Source organism: Pedobacter sp. FW305-3-2-15-E-R2A2 (genome assembly GCF_038446955.1).
Taxonomy (GTDB): domain Bacteria; phylum Bacteroidota; class Bacteroidia; order Sphingobacteriales; family Sphingobacteriaceae; genus Pedobacter.
The window spans coordinates 2,678,852-2,704,655 of the sequence record NZ_CP151803.1; the positions used below are offsets into that span (position 1 = coordinate 2,678,852).

Annotated in this window: 18 protein-coding genes; 15 read left to right on the forward strand and 3 right to left on the reverse strand. The window is 38.3% G+C overall.

What is annotated here, in order from left to right:
• Positions 1-109 precede the first annotated feature (109 nt).
• The 3 genes from AAFF35_RS11265 to AAFF35_RS11275 form a co-directional block, all read right to left on the reverse strand.
• The gene (locus tag AAFF35_RS11265) at positions 110-457 is read right to left on the reverse strand and encodes a helix-turn-helix domain-containing protein (protein ID WP_342332575.1); all 348 of its coding nucleotides are present in this window, start codon (positions 455-457) and stop codon (positions 110-112) included.
• A gap of 223 nt (positions 458-680) precedes the next feature.
• Positions 681-1,928, reverse strand: coding sequence for a response regulator (locus AAFF35_RS11270; protein WP_342332576.1), 1,248 nt, complete (start codon positions 1,926-1,928; stop codon positions 681-683).
• Positions 1,928-3,058, reverse strand: coding sequence for a triple tyrosine motif-containing protein (locus AAFF35_RS11275; RefSeq protein WP_342332577.1), 1,131 nt, complete (start codon positions 3,056-3,058; stop codon positions 1,928-1,930). Before AAFF35_RS11275 ends, AAFF35_RS11270 begins: the two co-directional genes overlap by 1 nt.
• Before the next feature lie 280 nt (positions 3,059-3,338).
• Between AAFF35_RS11275 and AAFF35_RS11280 the strand changes: the two genes are divergently transcribed.
• The 15 genes from AAFF35_RS11280 (at position 3,339) to AAFF35_RS11350 (ending at position 25,795) form a co-directional block, all read left to right on the forward strand.
• Positions 3,339-3,479, forward strand: a complete 141-nt coding sequence (locus AAFF35_RS11280) for a hypothetical protein (RefSeq protein WP_342332579.1) — start codon at positions 3,339-3,341, stop codon at positions 3,477-3,479.
• 305 nt (positions 3,480-3,784) lie between these two features.
• Positions 3,785-4,387, forward strand: a complete 603-nt coding sequence (locus AAFF35_RS11285; RefSeq protein WP_342332581.1) for an RNA polymerase sigma factor — start codon at positions 3,785-3,787, stop codon at positions 4,385-4,387.
• Positions 4,388-4,574: 187 nt separating this feature from the next.
• On the forward strand, positions 4,575-5,774 hold the full coding sequence (locus AAFF35_RS11290; RefSeq protein ID WP_342332582.1) for a FecR domain-containing protein: 1,200 nt from the start codon (positions 4,575-4,577) through the stop codon (positions 5,772-5,774).
• A 71-nt stretch (positions 5,775-5,845) separates the two neighbouring features.
• The gene (locus AAFF35_RS11295; RefSeq protein ID WP_342332583.1) at positions 5,846-9,139 is read left to right on the forward strand and encodes a SusC/RagA family TonB-linked outer membrane protein; all 3,294 of its coding nucleotides are present in this window, start codon (positions 5,846-5,848) and stop codon (positions 9,137-9,139) included.
• An 11-nt stretch (positions 9,140-9,150) separates the two neighbouring features.
• Complete coding sequence (locus AAFF35_RS11300; RefSeq protein ID WP_342332584.1) at positions 9,151-10,545, forward strand: RagB/SusD family nutrient uptake outer membrane protein; 1,395 nt, start codon at positions 9,151-9,153, stop codon at positions 10,543-10,545.
• Positions 10,546-10,557: 12 nt separating this feature from the next.
• Positions 10,558-11,265: a DUF4843 domain-containing protein gene (locus tag AAFF35_RS11305; RefSeq protein WP_342332585.1), complete on the forward strand. Its 708-nt coding sequence runs from the start codon at positions 10,558-10,560 to the stop codon at positions 11,263-11,265.
• Positions 11,266-11,285: 20 nt separating this feature from the next.
• The gene (locus tag AAFF35_RS11310; protein ID WP_342332586.1) at positions 11,286-12,710 is read left to right on the forward strand and encodes a PKD-like family lipoprotein; all 1,425 of its coding nucleotides are present in this window, start codon (positions 11,286-11,288) and stop codon (positions 12,708-12,710) included.
• 47 nt (positions 12,711-12,757) lie between these two features.
• A complete protein-coding gene (locus AAFF35_RS11315; RefSeq protein WP_342332587.1) occupies positions 12,758-14,116 on the forward strand; it encodes a TlpA disulfide reductase family protein in 1,359 nt (452 codons plus the stop codon).
• Positions 14,117-14,134: 18 nt separating this feature from the next.
• Positions 14,135-15,796 (forward strand): trypsin-like peptidase domain-containing protein, encoded by a 1,662-nt coding sequence (locus tag AAFF35_RS11320; protein WP_342332588.1) that lies wholly within the window; start codon positions 14,135-14,137, stop codon positions 15,794-15,796.
• Positions 15,797-15,982: 186 nt separating this feature from the next.
• On the forward strand, positions 15,983-17,071 hold the full coding sequence (locus AAFF35_RS11325) for a TlpA disulfide reductase family protein (RefSeq protein WP_342332589.1): 1,089 nt from the start codon (positions 15,983-15,985) through the stop codon (positions 17,069-17,071).
• Positions 17,072-17,818: 747 nt separating this feature from the next.
• Positions 17,819-18,502, forward strand: a complete 684-nt coding sequence (locus AAFF35_RS11330) for a potassium channel family protein (RefSeq protein WP_342332590.1) — start codon at positions 17,819-17,821, stop codon at positions 18,500-18,502.
• Between the two features lie 188 nt (positions 18,503-18,690).
• Positions 18,691-19,269, forward strand: coding sequence for a sigma-70 family RNA polymerase sigma factor (locus AAFF35_RS11335; RefSeq protein WP_342332591.1), 579 nt, complete (start codon positions 18,691-18,693; stop codon positions 19,267-19,269).
• Positions 19,270-19,386: 117 nt separating this feature from the next.
• Complete coding sequence (locus AAFF35_RS11340) at positions 19,387-20,499, forward strand: FecR family protein (RefSeq protein ID WP_342332592.1); 1,113 nt, start codon at positions 19,387-19,389, stop codon at positions 20,497-20,499.
• 284 nt (positions 20,500-20,783) lie between these two features.
• A complete protein-coding gene (locus AAFF35_RS11345) occupies positions 20,784-24,380 on the forward strand; it encodes a SusC/RagA family TonB-linked outer membrane protein (protein ID WP_342332593.1) in 3,597 nt (1,198 codons plus the stop codon).
• Between the two features lie 11 nt (positions 24,381-24,391).
• Complete coding sequence (locus tag AAFF35_RS11350; protein WP_342332595.1) at positions 24,392-25,795, forward strand: RagB/SusD family nutrient uptake outer membrane protein; 1,404 nt, start codon at positions 24,392-24,394, stop codon at positions 25,793-25,795.
• Positions 25,796-25,804: the final 9 nt, after the last annotated feature.

Genomic DNA, 25,804 nt, shown 5'->3' on the forward strand with positions numbered 1-25,804 from the left:
GGTATGCTACTGATGCTACAATAAATGATCATCCTGAACTACTAAAAGCAATAGGGAGAAACATCAAACTTCGATATAGGTTGTAAACAATATTATAGGTCTAAGAATATCAAACAAAGTTCTTATGCTTATTTAAGATCTTCATACGCTCTTCTGCTTCTTTTCTAATTTCTAGAACTGTTTTTTTTCTCGAAGCAATGATCCATTTTTTTAGGTCGGACTTGTTGAAGTATAACCTTTTTCCTGGCTTGCTTACTGGGATCTCCTGTCTGCTTACTTTTGTGTATATGGCTGCTACAGAGATCTTGAGGAAATTAGCAGCCTCCTGGATTGTTAAAATATCGTTTTCATTGGGATCTTTTGGACGTAGTTCCAGGAGTAATTCTTCAATGCGCTCTACTTTCTCAAATAGGATTCTGATTACTTCAGGAAGTTTTTCAAAACTAAATGGTTCCATAGGCAGATTACGTCCCTTTTATTGTTAGCGTCCTAATTGTTCCTAACACAATATTTGTCAATTTAAAATGTAGGTTGTCCCACATGGGAAATTTTTCCTTGACTGCTGTATGCTGGATAGTATTTCAGAATAAACTTGCTTTTGGAAGAGTCTGCTAAATATCCTGTATTCATAAAGAAAAATATTATTGAATTGGTTAGTAAATCATTCTTTTTCAATAGGCTTAGTGGTTTCTGAACGCCTTTCGCTCTTTTCCATGATAGTATTCAGAAGGAGATGTACCAAAGTGTTTTTTAAAACTGGTGGAGAAATGAGCGAGTGTACTAAAACCAGTTAGATCTGCTATTTCCGAAATATTGTATTTACCTAGCTTTAAGAGTTCAACGGCTCTGTTGAGTTTATATATTTTGAAAAATACATTCGGATTTTCACCTGTAAGCCCCTTTACCTTGTAATAAAACTTGGTTCTTGATATATGCAATACCTCGGTCATCCTGGTGATATTTAACTCCGTATTTGATAATTCATTCTCCATTAAACGGTATAAGTTTGTCATGAATGCACTGTCTTGAGCTGAAAGTAGATTTTGTTCAATATCTGGAGTTTGCGTGGTTTGCCCCAATAGCTGACGAATGTTCTCACGATTTTTCAACTGAGAATTGATGATTGCTAATAAATATTGAGGATCAAATGGTTTTGTAACGTAAGCGTCTGCGCCAATATTCAGGCCACCAATTTGTTCCTCAACCGTCGCTTTTGAGGTGACCAGAATAACCGGGATATGGGATAATTGAATGTCCTGTTTGATCATCTGACAAAATTCATATCCGTTTATGCCTGGCATGACCACATCACTCAGTACCAGATCTGGAGCCTCTTCTCTAATACTTTCAAAAGCACTTCTGGCATCAAATCTACACAGAATTCTATAATAGGGAGATAGCAATGTTTTGATATAATGAACAATTTCCGGGTCATCATCAACTATTAAAAGCGTTTTTTGAATTGAATTTTCATTATTTTCTGATTCCGTTAATTGAATTTCCTTGAATTCACCTTCTTTCTCCATAGTTCTGTTACTACGCTCTGTTGGAAGGTATGCCTGGTCATTTACTGGTAGGATAAATGAAAATATTGTTCCACCCTCCGGATTATTCTCAGCCTTGATAGCACCATGGTGCAAGCTAACAAGACATTGGGCATAATAAAGACCGATGCCCGTACCCCAATTGTAGTTTCCCCCATTTCCTTCATCTATCTGATAATAGCGTTCAAAGACCTTCTCTAATTTATCTTCTGGAATCCCTATGCCGGTATCTTTTACAATGAGGTGGATATAGTCCAGGGTTTGTGTTGAATCAGTTAATTTATAATGCTGTTCAAGATCATTTCCTTTAATAACATTAAATATAATGTCTATTTTTCCTCCTGATTTTGTGAATTTTAGTGCATTAGAAATTAGATTGGACATTATTTATCCAGTTTGTCAGCATCAAGAAACATAAAAAATGAATCTTCAAAGCCATGCGTATTGAGGATGATATGCTTGTTTGCTGCATTAATTTTGAAAATATCCACTATTTGATTCAACTCAGACATGAGGTCTGTTTTTTTGACGTTTAACTTTAAGCTATAGTTTTCCAGTTTATTAAAATCCATCAGCTGATTGATCAGTTTCAACATTCTATTAACGCTTCTATTGACGATCTGAAGTAACTGCTTGTTTTCGACTGTAATGGCATGATCATTATATAAGGTTGCAATAGGGCCAGAAACCATGGTTAAGGGTGTTCTAAATTCGTGAGAGACATTTGCGAAAAATGTCATGTTCATTTTGTTAATACTTTGCTCTTTTTCCTTCTCGTATTTGGCCATAAGCGCAAGCTTTTTTGTAGTTTTTATCCTTTTTGTTGCCTGGATAAATAATAGAATGACGCAACTGGACAATAGAAAATAAATTGTGAATGCCCACCAGCTCAACCAAGGTGCTGGAGATACTCTTACTTCTATCGAATTCTCTGCATCAATAATTGATTTATCATTGTTTGTCATTTTCACCTTAAACTTATAGCTCCCTGCTGGTAAATAGGAGTAATAGGCTTCCCGATTTTTATTGGCATCAATCCAATATTTATCGTATCCCTCCATCATATAGGAATATTGAACCCGCTCGAAATCACTATAGTCAAGGGCCGAGAATGAAATGGTAAAATTGTTTTGATCGTAATTTAGTTGAATATCAAGGTTATAGGTCAAATGTTGAATGATGGTCTTGCCTTGATAAGGTTTAATTATTTTGCTATGAATTCTCAGGTTTTCAAAATAAAGTGGGAAACTTCTCTTGACTGCTACATTTACAGGATTAAAAAAAGTTAAGCCATGGGTAGCACCAAAGATAATAGTGCCATCCGGTAGCCGGCAAGAACTAAATGGATTGAATTGGTTTCCACCAATCCCATCAGCTGAATAATAGTTGGTAAATTTATTTACTGTTCTATCGTATTTACTTAGGCCATAAAGTGTACTGACCCATACGTTTCCTTGAAGATCTTCCTCGATACTGGATATATCGTTGCAGTAAGTACCAGGCATAGTTTCCATTTGTTTTGTTTGATATTTATATCGGAATAAGCCATTTGAAATTGTTCCAATCCACACATCCCCGAAAGAATCCTGGTATAAAGTCGCTGGGATCAATTTGGATTTTTTAATGAATTTGCGTATTTCAATTGCTTTTGCTGATGTAGTTCCTGGATCAAAAACACGAAGATCCTGATCAAATGAACCCAGCATAATTAAGGAAGAAGATTACCGTTTATTATGTGATAGAATTACCATTCAAAAAGCGAAAGAACATTTTATCGAGATTGCTAAAGGTAAAGTGGAAAGGTACGAGTTAGACAATATTTCGGCCTTGCAATTTATATTTCATGATGCGCTTTCCGGCGGGGTAACTACTTCATTGGTGCTTGATGCCCATGGTAAAACCCTAAGTTCCGCTTTTCTTGAAATGGAGCTGTAACCTCAACTCGATCAATCACGCGGCAAATAAATACAGCCACCTGATAGATCGATTTATTGCAATTAACTTGCATGTATGCGATTCGTGTTGAGTTTTTTAGAATATGAGCCGGTTAAATTGTGTGTCTTCAATGTAATTCTTCTGTATTTAGTTGTACTCCGAGTTTTTTTTTAATTATTATGGCTGATATAAATGGAAATATCCTTTTTTTTTGCTACATCCTAACAATGGAATCTCTATTTTTTATCTTTTTTAAGGTTTTTTTAATGAAAAAACTACCTTTACTCGCAGAAATAATTAAATAGATGGGGTCAGTCATTGAAAATAAAGTCCATTCTTTGTTGCAAAGCATTGCTGAAGGCGATGAAATGGCATTTAGTCGTTTTTTTGATCTTTATAGGCCGAACATCTATACCACAGTGATTCGAATTACTAAAGATGAATGGATTACAGAAGAGATATTACAGGATACTTTTGTTAAAATTTGGATCAATAGAGATACTTTAGTATATATCGAGAACATTGAGAACTGGTTGCATAAGATTGCAAGAAATGTCACTTACACTGCACTCAAGAGGTCATTTAAGGAAAAGCAGAACTTCAATCGGATGGCTCAGGACTCTATTTCCCTTTTTTATCCAGAAGCCTATAACGATAAAGAGGAACAGTTTCAGGGAATACTTGAGATGGCAATAAAGCGCTTACCCCCTAAACAACAAGAGACTTTTCGATTAATAAAGCAGCAAAATTTTAAAAGAGAACAAGCTGCAGCCGAGCTCAACGTATCGGCAGAAACTGTAAAATGGAATTTGGATCAGGCGATGAGAAGTGTTCGTGCTTACTGTCTTGCAAATTTAAAAGACCTACCTCTGATTTTTATCATACATTTCTTTTCAAAATATTTCTAATTCATACCCCCCAAATCACTTTTTCCGTAGTCTATATGGAAAACCATTACGCGCTAAGCAGCGGCGGCTAAAGTAGGCCAGGCAATTTTGGAATTGTTTGGTATTTACTTCAGCTATAAAACTATACTGGTGGAAAATCAGTGTAGAAAGTAATGCATACAAATGATAAGATTTTTAATATACAATAATGGAAAATGCCAGACTAGCTTATTTATTACAGAAAGCTATTGAAGATGAAATCTCTGATGAGGAGCGTATGGAGATGCTGAATTTGATGGAAGACCCCAGTCAGGAAGAGGGTGTGAAACAACTTTTGTTTGATGCTTTTCAGCGCCCTAAGCCCTTGGAGGATGTAAGCGCATCTACAAGAAACCAAATACTGGAAGCGGTATTAAAATCCGACCCTGGAACATATAGGTCGAAAGTTGCTTTTCCAACTGGAGTTCAGAAATGGGCTATCGCCGCGGTTATTGCATTTATCTCCCTTTTTGCTGTATTTTTCATCATAAGCCGTAATGATCAGCCTGTGGTGGTTCAATCTATGGCAAAACATCAGAATGATATCGCTCCAGGTGGTAACCGGGCAACCCTGACCCTTGCAGATGGTTCTGAAATTTCATTGACGGATGCATCAAAGGGAACTATTGCCAATCAGTATGGTTTGGTCATTACAAAAAAGGCCGATGGTCAATTATTGTATGAAATGAGTCATCAGGAAATGGAGCATTCTGAAGGATACAATACCATAACGACACCCTTAGGTGGGAAATATGAGGTCTTACTACAGGACGGAACCCGGGTGTTACTTAATTCTGGATCATCAGTTACTTATCCTTTAGCTTTTAAAAAGGATAGCAGAAGAGTCACGTTAAAAGGTGAGGCTTATTTTGAAGTTGCCAAAGATCAGCATCGGCCATTCTTTGTCAGTACTCCAGGGATCAGAAATATTCCCGGCCAGGAAATTCAAGTACTTGGCACCCATTTTAACATCAGTGCTTACGCAGATGATGATGCTTATGTGACTACCCTCCTCGAGGGAAGTGTAAAGCTTTCTGTTTTAGGTGCTCGTGATGGAAAAATCCTTAAACCAGGACAACAGGCAAAGGTTGACGAGCAACAGGTAAAGATTTCTGATGGGGATATCAATGCGGCCCTGGCCTGGAAGAACGATGTTTTTTATATGGTTGATCAACCTATTGAAAATGTAATGCGTCAGTTAAGCAGGTGGTACAACATAGAGGTCAGTTATGCTGCTGCGGTCCCTAAAATCGGTTTTTGGGCTCAAATTTCCAGGCGGAAAAAACTATCCGAGGTGCTGGATGTACTCGAGCAAACTAATGGTGTCCATTTTAAAATTGAAGGAAGGAAGGTAATAGTTATGCCATAAATCTACATAGTCCTTAAAAGGAAAATAAAAATCAACAACCTAGACCAGTCAACAAACTAAAACCAACTTTAATGAAGCTATCTGTAAAAAAGATCCTGCTCTGCATGATTTTTACGGTCGGGCTACTTTTGTTCTTAAAGGCACCCGCACATGCACAAAATATAACGCTAACAAAAAATGAATTTACCTTAAACGAGTTGTTCTCTGAGGTCAGGAAGCAAATAGGTTACGACTTTGTTTTTACGACTCCCCAGGTTAATATGGCCAAAAAAGTGACGGTAAAATCTAAGAATTCGGCACTGCCAAACCTTCTTGATGAGGTCTTTGAAGACCTGCAAATCAGTTATATGATTCAGAATAAAACAATCGTCATTACTGAGAACAAATCAAAAAAACAAAACATTATAGAAGGATTTGTAGGAGATAAAAAAGATAGAAAGCCAATTCCCATGGTAACTGTAGTGATAAAAGGGACTAACTCTGCTGTGCAAACCAACAAAGACGGTCGTTTCACTATTAGTGTTCCCCCAGGCGCAAAATCATTGTCATTCAGATATCTTGGGTATAAAACAGCTGAAATGCCAATTGAACCAAATTCGGATTATACCATTTACCTGGAGGAAGACGAGCAGACTTTAAATGAAACGGTCATAACAGGGATTTTTGAACAAAAAGCAGGAAACTTTACCGGAGCTTCCAGAACGCTAACCGGAGCAGAATTGAAGCAGGTAAGTGCTAATAATGTTTTTGCTGCTATTGCTGCATTGGATCCTTCTATCCGGATTGTTCCTAACAATATTGCTGGGGGTAATATTAATAAACTTCCGGAAATCCAGATGAGGGGATCCAACTCTTTTCCTAATCTTAGTGGGGAACTCTCTGCCAATCCAAATGCGCCTTTGTTTATCCTGGACGGATTCGAAGTCAATCTTCAGCGTATTGTAGACCTGGATATGAACCTGATTTCCAGTATCACTCTTTTAAAGGATGCTTCGGCTACTGCAATATATGGTTCACGTGGTGCCAATGGCGTAATGGTGGTTACCACGATCAGTCCTCAGCCAGGAAAGATACAAATCACATTTAACAATGACTTTAGATTGACTACTCCAGATTTATCTGTGTATAATCTTTTAGATGCTGTAGATAAACTCAATTTTGAACAAAGAGCAGGCGTATATAAAGCGGGGAGTAACCAGGGACAATACAAGCAGGATGTTTTGTATAATGAAAGGTATAAGGCAATGAAAAGTGGGGTCAATACGGACTGGCTCGCCATCCCTACGCAAAATGGCTATAGCAATCGCAGCTCTTTGTATTTACAGGGCGGAGATGAAGCTATTCGCTATGGGCTCCAATTTTCAGGAGATCTGGCTTCAGGCGTTATGAAAGGACAGAACAGGAAAAATTACTCCGGACAGTTTGACCTGAATTACCTCGTTAAAAAGATACAATTTAAAAATTCCATCCGCATTTTTCAGAATCATTCCAATGAATCACCTTATGGAGATTTTAGTGAATATGTAAAAATGAATCCTTATTGGGCACCATACGACGAGAATGGTAAGGCCAGACAGATGCTAGAAGATTATAGAATTGACAATACCATTTTCCGGGAAACTAATCCCGTGTATGATGCTACTTTGCATTCTGTCAACCGTAGTCAGTACTTCGGTATCTCTAATAATTTTCAAATGAGATATAATGTGGCGCCTACCTTATATTTAGAAACCAGCTTAAGTCTGAATAAACAAAACGGATCTTCTGATGAGTTTTATTCTGCCCAGGACAGCCGCTTTGTTGACATCACGGACCTGAATAGAAAAGGTACTTATAGCGTGCGTAATGAGAATGTTTTTAGTTATGAAAGTTTAACTACTGCTAATTTCAACCTAAGTAGAGGTCCTCATCAATTATTTTCAAATCTTGGTTTTAACCTATCGAGCAATAAAACTGATTATTACTCCATCATCACAGAAGGTTTTCCATTTGATCGCCTCGATAACCTACTTTTTGCTGCCCAATACCAGGCTAATGGCCGACCAGCAGGGGATGAAAGTACCGTACGGAGGCTTGGATTGGTGTATAGTGGAAGCTATACTTATGACAACCGTTTTTTAGTTAATGTATCCCTTCGTAGGGATGGTTCCTCTCAATATGGAACAGAAAAGAGGTTTGGTGCTTTCTGGTCTGCAGGTTTAGGATGGAATGTTCATAACGAAGCTTTTTTTAGAAAAAGCGATGTGGTGAACAGGCTTAAAATTAGAGGAAGTTACGGTTCTACAGGTTCTCTCAACATCCCAGCATATAGTGCTCAGTCACGTTATAATTTTGGTACCAGTACCAGTTACTACGGGGAGTTAGGGGCAACACTCATTGGTTTGGGGAATGAATTTCTGAGTTGGCAAAATGTACTAAAAGCTAACATCGGGATGGATGTGATCATGTTCAAGGAAAAGCTGGATATCCGATTAGACTTCTATCGTGAAAACACGAAAAATTCACTTACTCAAATTACCCTGGCACCATCAACCGGGTTTTCTAATTACTCAGAGAATCTTGGGAAAATACAAAATACAGGATTCGAGTTTTCTGCCCGATACAAAATCCTGGAAAATTCTTCGAAGGGATTGCTATGGTCTGTAAATGTGAACGGATTTACCAATAAGAATATCCTGAAATCACTTTCTAATAAGCTAAAAGCGTCTAATGAGAAATTGAACAATGGAAACGATGATCAGGTATTGCCAAATATTTTATTAGAAGAAGGACAGGCTATTAATACGATCTATGTAGTAAGGTCTCTTGGTGTTGATCCGACTACAGGCTCAGAAGTTTTCCTCAGCAAAGACGGTCAGAAAACATTTGTTTGGAATGCGGCTGATAAAGTGCCTTATGGCATCAGTCTGCCTAAATGGAATGGGAACTTTGGAACTAACTTTATGTATAAAGGCTTTGATTTTAACTTCATTTTTAATTATCAATTTGGTGGTCAGCTTTACAATCAAACGCTGATCGACAGGGTTGAATCAGTGGATCCAAATTATAATGTAGATCGTAGAGCCTACGATCTGGGCTGGTCAGGCCCTGGAGATATCAGTCAATATACCAGTATTAAACCTGGCACTGAGAAAACCAAACTCAGTTCTCGCTTCGTTCAGGACGACAACAGTTTGACATTGAGTTCTGCATCAGTAGGTTACAATTTTTATCGCAATGCGTTTGTGAAGAGGTTAGGTATGAGGAGTTTGCAGCTTACCGCCATTACCAACGATCTTTTTCGTGTGAGTTCCATTGAAATTGAAAGGGGAACAAGTAATCCTTTTGCCCGTACCTATTCCTTATCCCTAAGAGTTGGCTTCTAAAATTTAAAAATATGAGTAATAAGATATTGATTGTATTGTGTCTGATTGTTTCAGCCTTGCTACCTTCCTGTAAAAAGTACCTGGAAGTAAATCCTAAATCCAGCCTTTCTGAAAAGCAGTTGTTCGAATCAGAGGTTGGTTTTCAACAAGCCTTATCAGGCGTATATTCTCAAATGGCATCACGGGATTTATTTGGCGATAACCTGAGCATGGGTTTTGTATCTGCCCTTGCCCAGAATTATGCCGTATCAGGATCGGGAGTGAAATTTGTTGAAACCAGGGCGCTTAACTATAGTTCGGCTGAGGTGATCGGTATCACCAACAAAATTTGGAATACAAGTTATTCTGCAATTGCCGGGGCAAACAAAATCATTCTGAATACAGAAAAAAACAGAGCAGTACTCTCTGACATGAATTACGCACTGATTCGTGCCGAAGCCATAGGTTTACGTGCTTACCTCCATTTCGAACTTCTGCGGATGTTTGGTCCCGAATATACCACAGGTATGAATTTGAAAGCTATACCCTATAAAACTACAGTAGACCAATACGCCATTGTTCCTTCTACCACAGCGCAGGTGTTGACTTTAGCACTTGCCGATCTGACTGAAGCAGAAGCTTTATTGAAAGATAAAGATCCCATTCTGTCCAATTCATTAGGAAGACAAATCAAGATGAATTACTATGCGCTGAAAGGGTTAGAAGCAAGGATTCGCTTGTATGCTGGGGATAAACCAGCTGCATTAAGGGCTGCACAAATTGTGGTGGGATCTGGAAAATTTCCTTTTGTAACTACTGCCGCCGCTTCTGCAAGTGCTGGTTTTCGAGACCGTTTATATCTTACCGAGCAGGTCTTTTGTATTCGTGTCAGAGATATAAAGACCTGGGCAGAAGATGAGTATTTTAAAGCAAATGGTAGCACCAGCTCAAAATTGACGCGTTCTCAGGCAAATTTTAATACGCTTTACGAGACTACAGATTTCAGACTTCTTTATAGAATTGAACAGGATAGAGGCACACCCTTTCCTTCTAAATTCTGGCAGTCATATCAATATGATACAATGGATTCAAACCGACTTGACCAATATGTGCCACTTATCCGTTTGTCTGAGATGTATTACATCCTGGCTGAAGCGGCACCATCAGTGGTAGATGGAATTGGATACCTGAATATGTTGAAAGCGAATCGCGGTTTACAGGCATTACCACTAGATCTTAGCCCGGCTGCGCTGACTACTGAAATTACGAAAGAGTACCAGAAGGAATTTTATGCTGAAGGGCAACTGTTTTTTTATTACAAACGTAAAAAGATCCTTCGTCCGCAGTTTATGAACACAGATCTGTCGCTCAGTAAATACGTTTTGCCCATCCCACAAACTGAACTGGAGTTTAATCCTAACTACTAATGATGAATTTATATGATGAAGTATCTATTAATTTTTAGCCTATTATGCCTAACGCTTGCCTGTAAAAAGCAAGAGGTTCCTACCTATACAGGCGCGCCGGGTATCTCTTTCTATATTGATAAATTTGAACCTGATAGCCTGAGTTATTCCTTTGCCTTCTCTGTTAATCCAAAACTAAGAGATACTGTTTTCCTAAAAATGAGAGTGGTGGGGGCTGCCGCTGATCATGATCGGCTTATCAAGGTGAAAGCAGGGGTGGGTACTACTGCCCGTCAGGGATTAGACTACGAACTTCCTGAAATTATGCTTCCTGCGGGTGCTTTAACCGTGCGGTATCCGGTGGTTTTCCTGAATTCTCCTGAAATGCTATCGACTACTTTCCGGTTAGTGGTAGAAGTTGCAAAAAGTAAAGATTTGGAACCTGGTGCTACAGGAACAGAAATAGCTGAGTCCATTAGCCTGAAAGAAATGAAAATAGATGTGAGCAATCAGTTGCTAAAACCTAGCTACTGGGCTGACATGGAAAGTGCATTTGGAGATTTCAGCGTCGTTAAATTCAAATTCATGATACAAGTAACAGGTTTAACAGACTTTTCTTATGAGGCACTCGGACTTGATGGCTATTATAACCTTCCTGTTAAATTGAGAAATGCCCTTGAACAGTATGAGCTTAATAATGGGCCATTGATGGATGAGTTTGGTAATCCAGTAACTTTTTAATTCACATTAGAATAAAGTTTATGCATAAATCTATTTTTAGAAACCTTTTGATCCTGGTGCTGATGATCTGTTCAGCATGTCAAAAGGACGAACAAAATTTTACATACGAAAAATTAAATGAGGTTTCCATCACAACAACGGCAACATCATTTGTACTTACCCAGCTTGATTCATTAAAAATCAACCCGCAAATCACAGAAACTATTCCTTCAGAAGAGGGGCTTAGTTATGAATGGATCGTTTATCTTCAGGGCGCTGATGACAAAGCATCGTTATTATCAGTTGATAAAAATCTCAAATCCAAAATTAATCTGGCTCCGGGGAATTATTCTATACGCTACAAAGTAACAAGTAAAAAGACGGGGGTATCATCATTCCAGCTGTATGGCTTAATTGTAAATGGTGCATTTTATCAAGGATGGATGGTTTCCAACAATAAAGATGGTCAGGCCAAGTTGTCATTTATACGCACAGATGATGTTCTATTCCTATCACCGGCAGAAAATATAAACAATAAGACCTACCCGGGAAAGGTCATTGCCAGCTATTCCGCCATTGATCGTAATATCGCTTTAACCCTACTTTTTACCGATCAGGGTATATACAGATTCAATGCAAATGATTTTATAGAAAATGGTACTGCCAGCAGTATTTTTTCAGAAAGAAAAGCAGTCGTATCTACTGCTGCTTATGGCCTTAATAAAGGGGCTTATGACCAATACATTGTAATGGATGGCGGTCTTTATGGAGGAATTGGCCCTGCTTTTTATCCTGCTCAGGTATTGACTCCTTTTTCTGAGAGATTTACTGGAGATTATTCCTTGTTTCCAGCCATCATTTCCAGCTCTTCAAATTCAACGTATTTTTATGACAACAAAAACAAGCGGTTTATGCAGTCTGAGTTTTTTGGCAGGTCCATATGGCCTGCCGCTGCAACTTCGGAGTCTCAGCATAGTTTTAATATGGCTGATGTGGGCATGACCATGATCGCTTGTGATTATGGCGTACAGAGTGTGTTTTTTGATGATGAATTATATTTTGTGATGCAAAATAATGCAGGCGCCCGATACCTGTATTCACTGGAAGGGGATCTTCCCGGAATAAATCAATTCATAAATAATAGTCCGGACATCAATATTGCTAATGCTTTCGCAACATCCAGCGTTACAAAACAGCTTTATTATTCGGCCGGAAATAAGATTTATTTATATGACATCACGGCCAATTTATCCCGATTAATTTATTCGTTTCCTGCCGATGTACTCATCAAGGATATCAAAATGTTGCGCTCCACCAGTAAGCGTATCGTTGTCGCAGTTAATAAAGGTGCTGTAGGTGAGGTGTTTTATTTTGACCTCAGCAACGTTGGGGATTTTGTGGGCAATACCTATGTTAAAAAGTTCGAAGGTTTTGGAGAAATCGTTCAACTGAGTTATAGGAAATAAATATTGGGGCGGTTTTATTGTATCAATGAAAAATAATTTATAAACAAATGAAAAAAATAATGGTCACTACTGCTAGCCTTTTATTAGGATTTACAGCATATAGTCAACAATCAAGATCTAATCCTGCATTAGATTCATTAATGAATATCAAAGATCCTTTAACGCTTCGTCATAAGCTAAAGACATTAGGCTCAGGTTCTGAAGCTGATTTTGGGTTGTTACTGAGCTATTACAGGGGTTCAAAAAAATCTAGCGATTCTATTGCGCAACTGGCCATCAGGAAGTTCCCAAAGGGTCAGATTGCGCTGGGCTTAAAGTTAAGAGCGGTAGGAACAGAGCAGGATCCGACAGTTCAGGAGCGCTTACTGGGGAAATTAAAAAGTGATTTTCCAAAAGGGAATTTCGAGCAGATGAATTTTGCTTTGGCCTATAATTTTGCCAAGGCTAAGAACTCAGGGAAAGCCTCTCAATATCTAGCTGTACTAAAGGGCAGGTCACGTTCTATAGCAATGGGTACTATTCCAGGGATGATAATGGACTTTGACCCAAAAGTAGCGGAATCCATTGTTGTGCAAGAAATGGCTACCGCAGGTCTTACAAATGAAGACCGCATGACGCTATTAAATATACATAGTCAGATTTTGTCAAAAATGGGAGAAGATCAAAAAGCTTTTGCTGCCATCAAGGAGTATTATGAGCATACCACAAAGAAGAGCCCTGAGCTGAGTGCTTATTACTTTTATCTGCTTAGTAAATCAGGGGATTATCAAACGGCGTTTCCCGAGTTGGAAAAGGCCACAACGGAGGGTTTGGCTGATGCAAAGCTCAAGGAAGAACTCAAAAAATCATTTGCAAAATTAAATCCTGGAAAAGATGCAGATGCTTATCTGCTTTCTATTAACCGGAGATTGGAGGAGAAATTAAAAAATGAGATGCGTTCACAGATGGTAAATGAGCGCTCCCCAAATTTCAAGGTGACAGATGTAAATGGTAAAATAGTTTCATTAACTGATTTTAAAGGTAAAACCATTGTTCTTGATTTTTGGGCTACCTGGTGTGGTCCCTGCAAACGGTCATTACCAGCTATGCAAATGGCAGTTGATAAATACAAGGATGATCCTAATGTGAAATTTCTATTTATTCATACCTGGGAATCAGTGCCTAATCCACAAGCTGATGCCATGAAATATCTTGCAGATAATAAATTTAATCTACCACTTTATATGGATTTAAGAGATGTAAAAACGGAAAAAAATCCTGCAGTCTCTTTATTTGGTGTGGATGGAATTCCTGCAAAATTTGTGATCGATACTGAAGGTCATATCCGATTTAAGATGAGTGGCTTTGGCGGAACGAATGAGGTTGCTGTTGCTGAACTTTCAGCAATGATTGAATTGTCACGTTAGTCAAATCAGATAGATCATATGAAACGATTAATTATAATTCTGGCTGTACTATGCTTTTTTTCGGCTGATGCTGATGCTCAGAAAGTTACTCAGACTAGGAAAATTGAAAAACTGATTACAAACGTAATAGACTCCGGCTTTCGGTCGAGTGTACTGATATCCGCTTACGATACCCTAAAGCAGGTTGCCGACAATTCTGTGTTTAGCGGAGTTGTGGTTTCTGCCGAGGGGCATATCCTCACTGTAGCCCATGCCACAAGGCCAAAGGAGGTGTATCTTATTACCTTCCCGGATGGTGTTACACACCTTGCTGAGGGATTAGGTCGTATAGCTGTAGCTCAGGAGGGTCGTGATTTAGATTTAGCGATGATCAAGATCATAAAGCCAGGGAAATGGCCTTTTTCCAAAATGGCATGGAATACTGAAATGAAAGTCAACCAACCAGCCGTCAGTATTTCTTATCCCGGGTCTTTCGACCGCAAACAACCGAATGTACGAGTTGGTGTGTTGTCTAAGGTAGATTATACTGAGGGCTATTTCGTGTCTACCTGTAAAATGGAACCAGGAGATTCAGGTGGCCCAGTTTTCGATGCTACCGGTAGGGTAATAGGGCTTCACAGCTGGGTGGAGGCTAATGAAGATTTTAATTTTGAAGTTCCTGTAGATCTATACCGAAAATACTGGTCTGCCTTAAATGTGGCCAAAAACTATAAAGAGCTTCCTCAAGCAGATACCATAATATCTATACCAACTGCAGTAAGCATTTCAGCTATTCCGCCAATACAAGAATTGGCGGAAATTCCCGGGCAATTTAGCAAAAGCACACTTGCTATTCATAGTAGTAGGGGGCAAGAGCAACTTGATATTCTAGGTACCATCATCACCTACGATTTCGCTTCCACAAATGATACCTATATCCTCAGTAAAAGCTCCATGGTTGCAGACCAACCAGGTGTGATGTTGCATGGAAAGAAGATTCCATTAACTGTAATCAGTAGGGATAATGAGAATGACCTGATTCTACTTAAGGTTCTAGAAAAATTACCATCTGGCATAAGATTGAAAGCTGATTTAAAGCCTTTGGAGTTGAGCAATGAAAATCTTGGAAATTTTCTAGTTTCCTCTTTGGGTAACGGCCTTAAAAAAGTGGGTGTATTGAGTACTGTTTATACCAATATGCTGATGCGTTTTAGTGTAGGGTATTTTGGAGCAAATGCAAATTTCATTAATAAGAAAATTACCATTACTGATATCAGTGAGGGAAGCGCAGCGGCTGTTAATCTTAAACTTAACGATCAGGTGATCGGTGTGAATGGTGTACCTATTAGTAAACCCGCGGAATATGGCGCCGAATTATCAAAATATCTTGCTGGAGATTCTATTTCTATCGATGCCATAAGGGATGGTCAGGAAATTCATTTGAAAATGTTCCTGCCCGCTTACCCTGGCGAGAATCATGTCGCCAGTCAATTTGAAGGTGGCAGAAGTGCAAGATCGGATGGATTTAATCGTGTACTAGTTCAGGATGCGGCTATCGTACCTGAAAAATGTGGGGGCCCGGTATTCAATATAAAGGGTCAGTTTTATGGAATTAATATCGCCAGACACAGCAGAACATCAACGATTATTATGCCCGTTGATGTGATTTCAAAATTCATCAAACAGGCGCTAAAAAGTTAATGGTCCCTGAATTTCAAAACACTTAAGCAGTTTAAAACTAAAAAAATGAAGAGAATTAATTTATTGATCATGAGCATCTGTTCTGTGTTTCTATTGACAGGAAATGCTACTGCTCAGTCCTTAGCTGTGGATACTTCCTTTACCGGGCTTTTTAATTCCATTAAGTCTGAGGTAGACCCTCTGCGAATGGAATTGATGTTGAACATGATGCTCGCTAAGCCTTTGAGTACTGAAAACGAAAACTTATTGGATGCCAGTGCCCAGAACACTGCAATTACATTTGCTGAAGTAGGAAATCTGGCCAAAGCCCAGTATTGGGCAAATCAAATTAAAGAAAAAGAATGGAAAAATTCAACCTGTCTGGCTATTGTGAGAACACTCATCGAAAAGGGGCGCCTTGCAGATGTAGAAGGGATAATTAAGCCCATTATTAATGCCCCAGAATTAAAGGGGGGCGGAGCCCTGTTTTCTGCTGCCGAAAAACAACAATTTGCTTATCAGTATGGAGTTGTCCTTTACAAACAAAGAAAATATAAAGAAGCTTTGGTTTACCTGACTCCTGTAACCGAAAAACAAAAAAGGGAGGGTTCTTCAATTTATGTACTTGCTTTGATTCATTCCGGTGATACAATCCTCGCTTTTGATGAGCTGAACAAACTACTCCGTAAACCTGGTTATCATGATGAAGAATTTAAGTCTGCTGCAAAAGAATTGTTCATTAAGAAGTATGGGAATGAAGAGCGGTTTCGGGTATTAATGGATTCTGTAGTAATGGATCAAGATAGGCGTATGCGCGAAAGAGTGGTCAAAATGAAGGTGAATGAACCTGCCCCAGACTTTGAAATTAAAGATGTAAACGGCAAGAGCGTTTCTTTAAAAAGCCTGAGAGGAAAAACTGTTTTCCTGGATTTTTGGGCAACCTGGTGTATTCCTTGTGTAGGCTCATTTCCTGGCATGCAGAAAGCTGTAGATTATTATAAAAACGACAGTTCTGTAGTATTTATGTTCATCCATACCGCAGAGAAAAATTTAAATGCTGTTGAAGATGCTAAGAAAATTATTGCAAGCAAAAAGTATTCATTCGATGTTTTCATGGACTTAAAAGATAAAGAGTCAGGTAGGAATCCTGTGGCTTCAATTTTTAAAGTATCCAGTTTACCCACAAAGCTGGTTATTGATAAAGAAGGAATAATAAGATTTAAAAACATAGGATATATTGGCCTGGATGAAGCAATTCCTGAAATTAAAACTATGATTGAAATGTCAAGTAATTAGTTATGTAAGTAAATAAACTTAGTTAGTAATTGGGTAAATATTAGAAATCGATTTTTTTTGGTAAATACTTCCACACCCATAACAAGTGTGTAAAATAAATATCAAATTCCCACAATGTTTTCAAGTCTGGAAGGCTTTTAATATGGAAGAGGCTTTTCGTTTCGTCTACTATTTCAAGGAAATCAAATTTATCGGCTTTAACCTCTTTAATAAATGCTGCTGTGAAATCAGTATAATTTTTTTTTGAGACAAGATGCCTGGGGCTAAAATATATTGAGGTTAAGTATGATAGATTTGTATTTTTAAATTCACTTAAAAAACTGAATATCAATGTTATATATTAAATTAGAAAAGTGATGGAAAAATATTACAAAATACTGATAATCAGTAATTTATGTATTTCTAATTTACGTACTTTTCGAGTGTTTGTTTTTGTGTAAACGATTGATAGTCAGTGGTTAGTTTATTTTGTATCGGGAAATAACCGATGGTAATTACCACATAATAATGCTGAGTAAGTGACTTATTGCTAATGAGTCCAACAATGATTTAAATTATATGAGTCCGGGAAGTTTTCCTTAATATCATTATTACGGATACCAGTTGTTTTATTATTTTACCAATGCTGTTGTAATTATTGATGACTTAAAAGCGTATAAGTTGGCTTCAAGATTTTTTGTATCTTTAATGGTGCCTTTTAATGGAGATACAAAAAATTAAGTTCATTTAATCTAAATTATACTGCCATTGAAACGGATCATCAATAAAGTAAAGGATTATTGGCACTCAGATACCAGCTTTATCACATTATTGGTAATGCTCTTTTTTATGGTATTCATTATGCCAATTTTGTTAGAGGGAGCTGTAGTAGACATCTTGTTTTTAAATATTTTATTCCTGGCGCTCTACTTTATTGGGATTTTTTCAAGCGAAGACAAGTGGAATATATATTTATCATCATTTCTGTTCTTAGCGCATTTGATTTTGCTGATGATTAGATTTGACGATACGCCCAAAGAATACTATTTGATAGAGCGTTTAGTTGGGCTTATTAATATGAGTTTGTTCATTTTTATTAATGTTAGATTATTATTTCGAAATGCAGAACGCAATATTTTTAGAGTAATAGGAGCCGTAAATGTCTACCTCTTATTTGCCTTAATGGGTGCCTTTGCTTTTGAGATTTTAAAAATTCAAACCGGTAAATCAATAGCTGGTAATATTAGTTTGCAAAATAACGATACGGATTATGCCGCTTATGTTTATTATAGCCTGGTATCGTTAACTACTGTGGGCTATGGCGATATTTACCCCGATGGAATGGCCTCACGTATGCTTTCAGTTTTGCTCTCTGCAGTTGGTATCCTATATCCTGCCGTGGTTATTGCGAGGTTGGTTACAAATAACATTGTAAGTAACAAAAAAAAATAGTGAGTTACAGACGTAATGTATTCAATGCTGATCATCTAAGATCTGTGTATTCTTAAAAATGCATCAGGCGGTAGCTTTTCTTCATGAAATAGTTTGAATTGCTTTTTTTGTAGCTTTAGCGCGAACTTTAATAAAAAAATAGATTTTATTAAAGCGTACACCAATCTGACTTAGAAGAAAAATTACAGATGCCAAGTTATACCGAACATATAGATAAAGCGCTTGTTGATTTATTGAAAGACAGTAATCAAAATGCTTTTAAAGAGATCTATAATCGTTATAACGGCCTGCTGTTTGCCTACGCGTTCAAGAGGTTACAAGTAAAAGATGAGGCGAAGGATGTGATTCAGGAAGTTTTTATTGGGCTTTGGGAAAATCGGGAGCATTTCATTCTAAAAACCTACCTGTCTGGATTTCTCTATAAATCCGTTCTAAACAAAATACTCAATATTTGGAAACACAAACGAGTAATCCGGCATCATGTACTTAGCCAGGCGTTGCAACTTGATGTGGATTCTGTCGAAACTGATTTTCTTATCCGGGAAAAGGATATTGCAGCCCTGGTAGAAAAGGAAATTGCTGCTATGCCACCACGGATGCGAGAGATTTATGGTTTGAAATATAAGCAATACTTGTCAGTAAAACAGATCGCAACAGAATTGAACATATCCGAGAATACTGTCGCTACCCAGCTACAGCGCGCTTCTGCGCATTTGAAGAATAAGCTGGGTTTGTTAATTTTTGTCATTCACATCCTACAGAGATGACTTTTATTCATTGAATTAAGTTTTTTTAAAAAAAAAGTAAATGCTTGTGGTTGATCCTGCCCTCTGAGTTGTCTATGCCATATAACAGGTAAATTATCAAACAACTGACTACACAAGATGGATAATCGTCAAATTAATGATTTATTGGATAAACTAGCGTTAGAGAGCTTTAATGCCAAAGAAGAGCAACAGGCGCTTATGTATATCCATAAGTTCAATTCGGATAGTTCTACCGGTTTAACGGATGATGAATTTTTTAAGGCTGAATCCGAGATGTGGGAAGTAATCAATCGGAGTAGCAGACCCAATCATTTCAGGTGGTTTCGGAATTATGCCGCTGCTGCAGTTGCCACAATTATATTCGCAGCTGGTCTTTATTACTATACCAGTTCAAGTTTAGGGGGAACAAATCTGGTTTCCTACACAAGAGACATTCCTGCGGGTAAAGACGGGGCTACTTTAACATTGGGAAATGGAAAAAAGATAGCTATTTCTGAGGCATCGGTTGGACTGTTAGTTGACGACCCCGATATCACGATTACCAAAACCGATAATGGGATGATTGTTTACAAGGTGAAGTCTTCATATGGTGATGTTACCGAATACAATACCTTAGAGACGAGCAACGGTCAACAGAGTCAGATCATCCTGCCTGACAATTCTAAAGTTTTTTTAAATGCAGGATCTTCCATAAAGTATCCCTCATCTTTTTCTCATTTAAAAGAAAGACGGGTTGAACTTTCTGGCGAGGCCTACTTCGAGATCTCGAAGGATAAAAATCATCCTTTTATAATAAAATCGAATCATCAGGATGTTAAAGTTTTAGGGACTCATTTTAATATAAATAGCTATGGTAATGAGCGCGCTACAAAAACTACTTTAATAGAAGGAAGTGTGCTGATAAATAATAAGTATATACTTAAACCAGGGGAACTGGCTATCAATAGTGATGGTAAATGGGATGTTATGCCAGCGGATATAGATTTGGAACTAGCCTGGAAGAACAATGATTTTTATTTCAGAGAAACGGCTATGGAGAATGTCATGAAACAAATTGCAAGATGGTATAACATCGAGGTAGAATACAGTGATCCCCGGTTAAAATCAATAACCATAAGCGGTATTATATCTCGTACTAAACCAATTTCTATTGTACTGGAAACGCTAGGAGCAGCTGGAAAAATGCGCTTTAAAATAGATGGACGTAATGTTACTGCGATGCCACAATAAAAAAGAATCAACTCGGGAATTAAATATTAAATACACCTAAACCAAACCACAACATGAAAAGACATTTACGACAAAGAAGTTAAAAGCAGAGTAGGTCGTTGAAAAAGAGCCGAAAAGTGCTGTCAACACTTCCCGGCAAAGCTTGAGCGACCGTCCCGAAAAGTCGGGAAAATAAATGTTTAGTCTACAACAAGTATCAACTCAAACCATTCAAAAGTATGGAATTATATGCTTTTAACCAAGGTAGGGCACCGCTGTGTCTACCTCAAAAACTATTACTAATTATGAAACTAGTCATAATTATTCTCATTGCCTCCCTAATGCAGGTTTCTGCTGTCGGGTTTGCTCAAAAGGTCTCATTGAATGAAAAGAACGCTATGTTGGAATCTACCTTCAAAAAAATAAGGTTACAGACAGGATACGACTTCGTTTATGATTCAAAACTTATTGACTTCAATAAAAAAGTGAGTTTGGAGATAAGGAATATGGATCTGGAAAATGCCTTGTCCCTAATTCTGGATGGACAAAATCTCTCATTTGAAATAAGAGATAAGGTCATTGTTTTAGCGAAGAAATCACCTTCACTTCTGAAAAAAATAATCAGCGAATTTACTGCGCAGGATATCAATGGCATTGTGCTCGACGAGAAAGGACTTCCCTTGCCAGGAGCAAATGTCAAATTAAAAGGTCAAGACAGAAGTGTAAAGTCAAATGGACGCGGGGCCTTTATTCTTCAGGGTGTTGTGCCTGGAGAAGTATTGCAGGTATCGTATGTTGGTTATGAAAATTTTGAGGTTACGCTTACTGAAGAATTGCTTCGTAAAGGCGTTTTAGGAATTAATTTAAAACCTACTGCCGCAAGCTTAGCAGAAGTAAGTATAGTAAACACAGGGTATCAAAAGCTGAGTAGGGAGAAAATAACGGGTTCAGTAACCACAGTTGGGAGTGCTGAACTTGAAAAAAGAAACAGTACCAATATTATGCAGAACCTTGAGGGCTTAATCCCTGGACTTGTACAAACTCGTCTACGTACAACGATCAGAGGTGTAAGTACTTTAGATGATAGCATGCGTGGAATTCTTTATGTAGTGGACGGACTGCCGATAGAAGGGGGGATCAATCAAATTAACCCATACGATGTGGAGAGTGTGAGCGTACTTAAAGATGCTGCCGCTGCTGCAATTTATGGTGCCAGGGCTTCTAATGGGGTAATTGTCATCACCACAAAAAGAGCCAAAGAAGTTGGTAAGACGGTGGTGGAAGTTTCCGGTAACGTCAGTATTACTGAAAAACCGGATTATAGCTATCAAAACTGGATGAGCCCGGCTCAGCAGGTTGATTATGAAAGCAATTATTATAAATGGTGGTTCAATGGTGGCGGAAACGGAGGGGCGACTGTAGACGACCCTATCGGCGATTTCGAAAGCAGAATCTCCACATCGAATTTCATTACCCCTATTGCATACGCTTATTATCAGCAAAAAAAAGGAACGATTAACCAGGCTCAGGTTGATGAGGTGTTGAATAATCTGAAGAAAAACGATTTTCTTGCTCAATATAAAGATAACGCTATTCAAACCGGACTTACACAACAGTATAATTTTGCGTTAAGGACCAATAATGGAAAAAATCAAAATAGCCTGGTTGTAAATTACACGACTTTTAATAATGGGGGTAACAATAACACAACAGGTGGTGTTACTACCGGGAGTAATCTGGCACTCATCAATTCCTTTAATAAAACACTGAATCTCTTTTACAAAGGAACCTATAACGTTGGGAAATGGTTAGATCTGGATTATGGGATAAATAGTATTATTGGAAAAATAAGAACACATAACAGTGAGTGGGCGAATGATCCGAGTAACGTGCCTGCTTATTATAAGCTGTTGAATGATGATGGTTCAAGAGCCTATTATTATACCAGCCGTTTTAATGGTTATAATGAGATTAACAAAGAACGAAATCCTGCCTTAGCCTCATTTATGTTTAATCACCTGGATGAGCTGGAACGCGATTTCAATACTAACTCGACGTTAAATACAAGGTATTATGTAAACCTGAACATTAAACCTTTTCAAGGCTTTACCATATCACCTATGTTTCAGGTGGAAGATGGCCGCAGCACATCGTCGACTTATTCAGAACCAGAGAGTTATACGATGCGAATTATCCAAAATGCATATACTACCCGTACAGGTACAGCGGGGAATTATGTGTATGATAATCTACTGCCACAAGGAGGTAAACTGGGAACTTCTCAGCTTAGAGGCACAAATTATACCGCAAGAGTACAGGCCAATTACAATAAAACGTTCGGAAAGCATGGGGTAATTGCGCTGATTGGTAGCGAGTTTCGTCAGACATTAGTCCACACTGGAACAAGAGGGATTTTGTTAGGCTATGAAGACCAATTGCAGACAGGAACAAATATGGTCAATTATGAATCATTATATGCGATCAACAAAGGAGCGATCTGGGACGTAAACTATCCGACCCGTCAATACCATTTCAATCAGATCTCTTTCGATCAAATTTCAAATTCCACATCTTCAATAAACCCAGATGAAACAAAACACCGATATGGTTCTGGATATGCAAACATTACTTATACCTATGATCATAAGTACAACATTTTTGGCTCTGCAAGAAAAGATTATGCTGATTTGTTTGGAGGTGATGAAAAATATCGGGGAAGGCCACTGTGGTCTGCCGGTGCTTCATGGATAGCCTCGAAAGAGGGCTTTCTGAAAGATATTAAGGCCATCAACTATCTGAAATTAAGAGCTTCCTATGGGTTCACCGGAAATACAAGGAATGTTACTGCATTTCTTGCTGCCACAACATCAACCAATCCTATCACCCAATTGCCAAATGCAAATGTATCAAATCCACCTAATCCGCAACTGCGTTGGGAAAAAACTGCAACGATTAATATTGGAACCGATTTTTCCCTTCTTGAAAATCGCTTGAGAGGAGCAATTGACGGGTACAGACGTGTGGGGACTGATTTGTTTGCATTTAAACGTATGGATCCCTCTGAAGGGTTTACTGAAATGACCATTAATAATGCAAGTATGGTGAATAAAGGTTTGGAATTGAGCTTAGCATATGATTGGTTCAGGCCTGAAATTCGTGATGGATTTGGATGGTCTTCAAATGTTACGGGGTCTTTGAACAACAATAAGGTAACTAGCGTTGACGAACTAACAAAAGATCCCTTCACTTTGGCCGCCGGCGGTTCCTTCAAAGTAGGTTACCCTGTTGCATCCATTTTTGCATTCCGGTTCGCTGGTTTGAGTGCTACAGGTGTACCTCAATTCTTTAATGCAGCTGGCCAGCCAACAACTGGCACACTTGGACCAAGTGATGCAGATGCTATAGCCTATATGGGAAATGAAGACCCTAAGTATAACCTTTCAGTCAATAATGATTTTAGTTATAAAGGTTTTACCCTGAGTGTTTTTGCAATTTACCAGGGAGGGAATTATTTTAGAGCAAGGCAGGTGCCAATTGGATATCCTGGTCCGGGCTACAATCAAACCCCTTCTTACGTTTTAGATGGATGGTCACCAACCAATACCAATACAGATGTACCTGCTAGTGGTCAATTTTACCAGGTTCCGCTTAATAATCAATACTACTTATCTGATAACCTGGTACGCAGGGCGGATTTTTTCAAAATCAGGAACATTGTCTTAGGTTATGCAATCCCTCGCGAAATGGCGTCGAAAATTAAAGCTTCTAACCTACGATTACGTTTGCAGATTGACAATCCAAACATTGCGTGGTATAAGCAGAAGGACATCCGTATCGATGCGGAGACGGCTGGGGCAAGGATTCCAACTTCTTTTGTTTTAGGTCTCAATGCTAATTTTTAATGATGATGAACATGAAAAAAATATTATCCTTTGTAGCCGTGATCATCATGGCCTTGTTGTCTGGGTGTGCAAAATATACAGATATCACCCCTAAGGGACAAAATTTACTGAACCGTATAAATGACCTCGATCTGTTGATGAATATCAATTATTCCGGATCGGCTTATGATTACATCAGGCAGACTATGCTGATCAACGATAATTATCTGCTCGCTGATAATGTACCAAATGTGATTTCTGGAGTCCAGCGCATGAGTAAAATTCTGCTGACTTACGATGAGACTGGAGATAGAGCAAGTCTGGCTGCCACTGATGATATCTACGAGGGGCTTTATGGAACCATCTCAAAAGTAGCAAACATTGTCATCATCATGGGAGATCAGGCAACTGGAGATGCTCAGCTGATCAAACAGTTGAAAGCAGAAGCTTATATTTTAAGGGCATTTTTACATTACCGACTGGTCAATATATATGCTAAAGCATATGATCCGGCAACAGCGGCAAGTGATGGGGGTATACCTTATGTAACAGATATTAATTTTGATAGAATTAATGAGAAGAAGACCGTAAAAGAAGTTTACGACAACCTATTAAGTGATCTTGATGCTGGAATTTCTTCTGGAGCGCTGCTCAACACACCAAAGAATAGTATGCGTATTGCAAAAGGCTTTGCTTACGGTGTAAAAGCACAGGTCCTGCTATCTATGAGGAACTATTCAGCTGCCCTTGATGCAGCAAATGAAGCTTTGAAATACAATAGTACATTGGAAGACCACCGACCTTTGCTAGCCATAAATCCTATAGCTGCCCGCTCTCTTAATCGAGTTGGTGTTAGTGCTTCAGATAATGTGTTATATGCCTATGGAAGTAGCATTGATCCATCCATTCTAACCGCATCACCAGAGGTATTGACAAATTACGAAACCGGGAACATCATTAAAGACCGGACTGAAACATACAATTACCAGTATGGTCAGTTGTTTGTCGGTTTGCCTGACAGTCCCGCCTGGCTGGCAATTAATTATCAGGGAAACTCTGCCGGAATGACAACTTCCGATTTGATTTTGATGAAAGCTGAGTGCCTGATCAGAACAAATAAAATTGATGAAGGCATGATTGAGCTGAACAAAATTCGTGTGCGTCGTATAGATCCTGCTAATTATACTACGCTTTATGCTACTACAGAAGCACAGGCGATGGCTTATCTACAAAAAACCTCAAGGGTAGAATTTATTTTTACGATCAGGAATTTTATCAATATCAAAAGGTGGAACAGGGAAGGTAAGTACCAGCAAACTATTACAAGAACAGTAAACGGCAAAACATATACTTTACCGACTGATTCTAAGTTGTACATATTCCCTTTTCCTCAAAGTGCAACACAATTTAATGAGACCTTAACCCAGAATTACTAATAATTATAA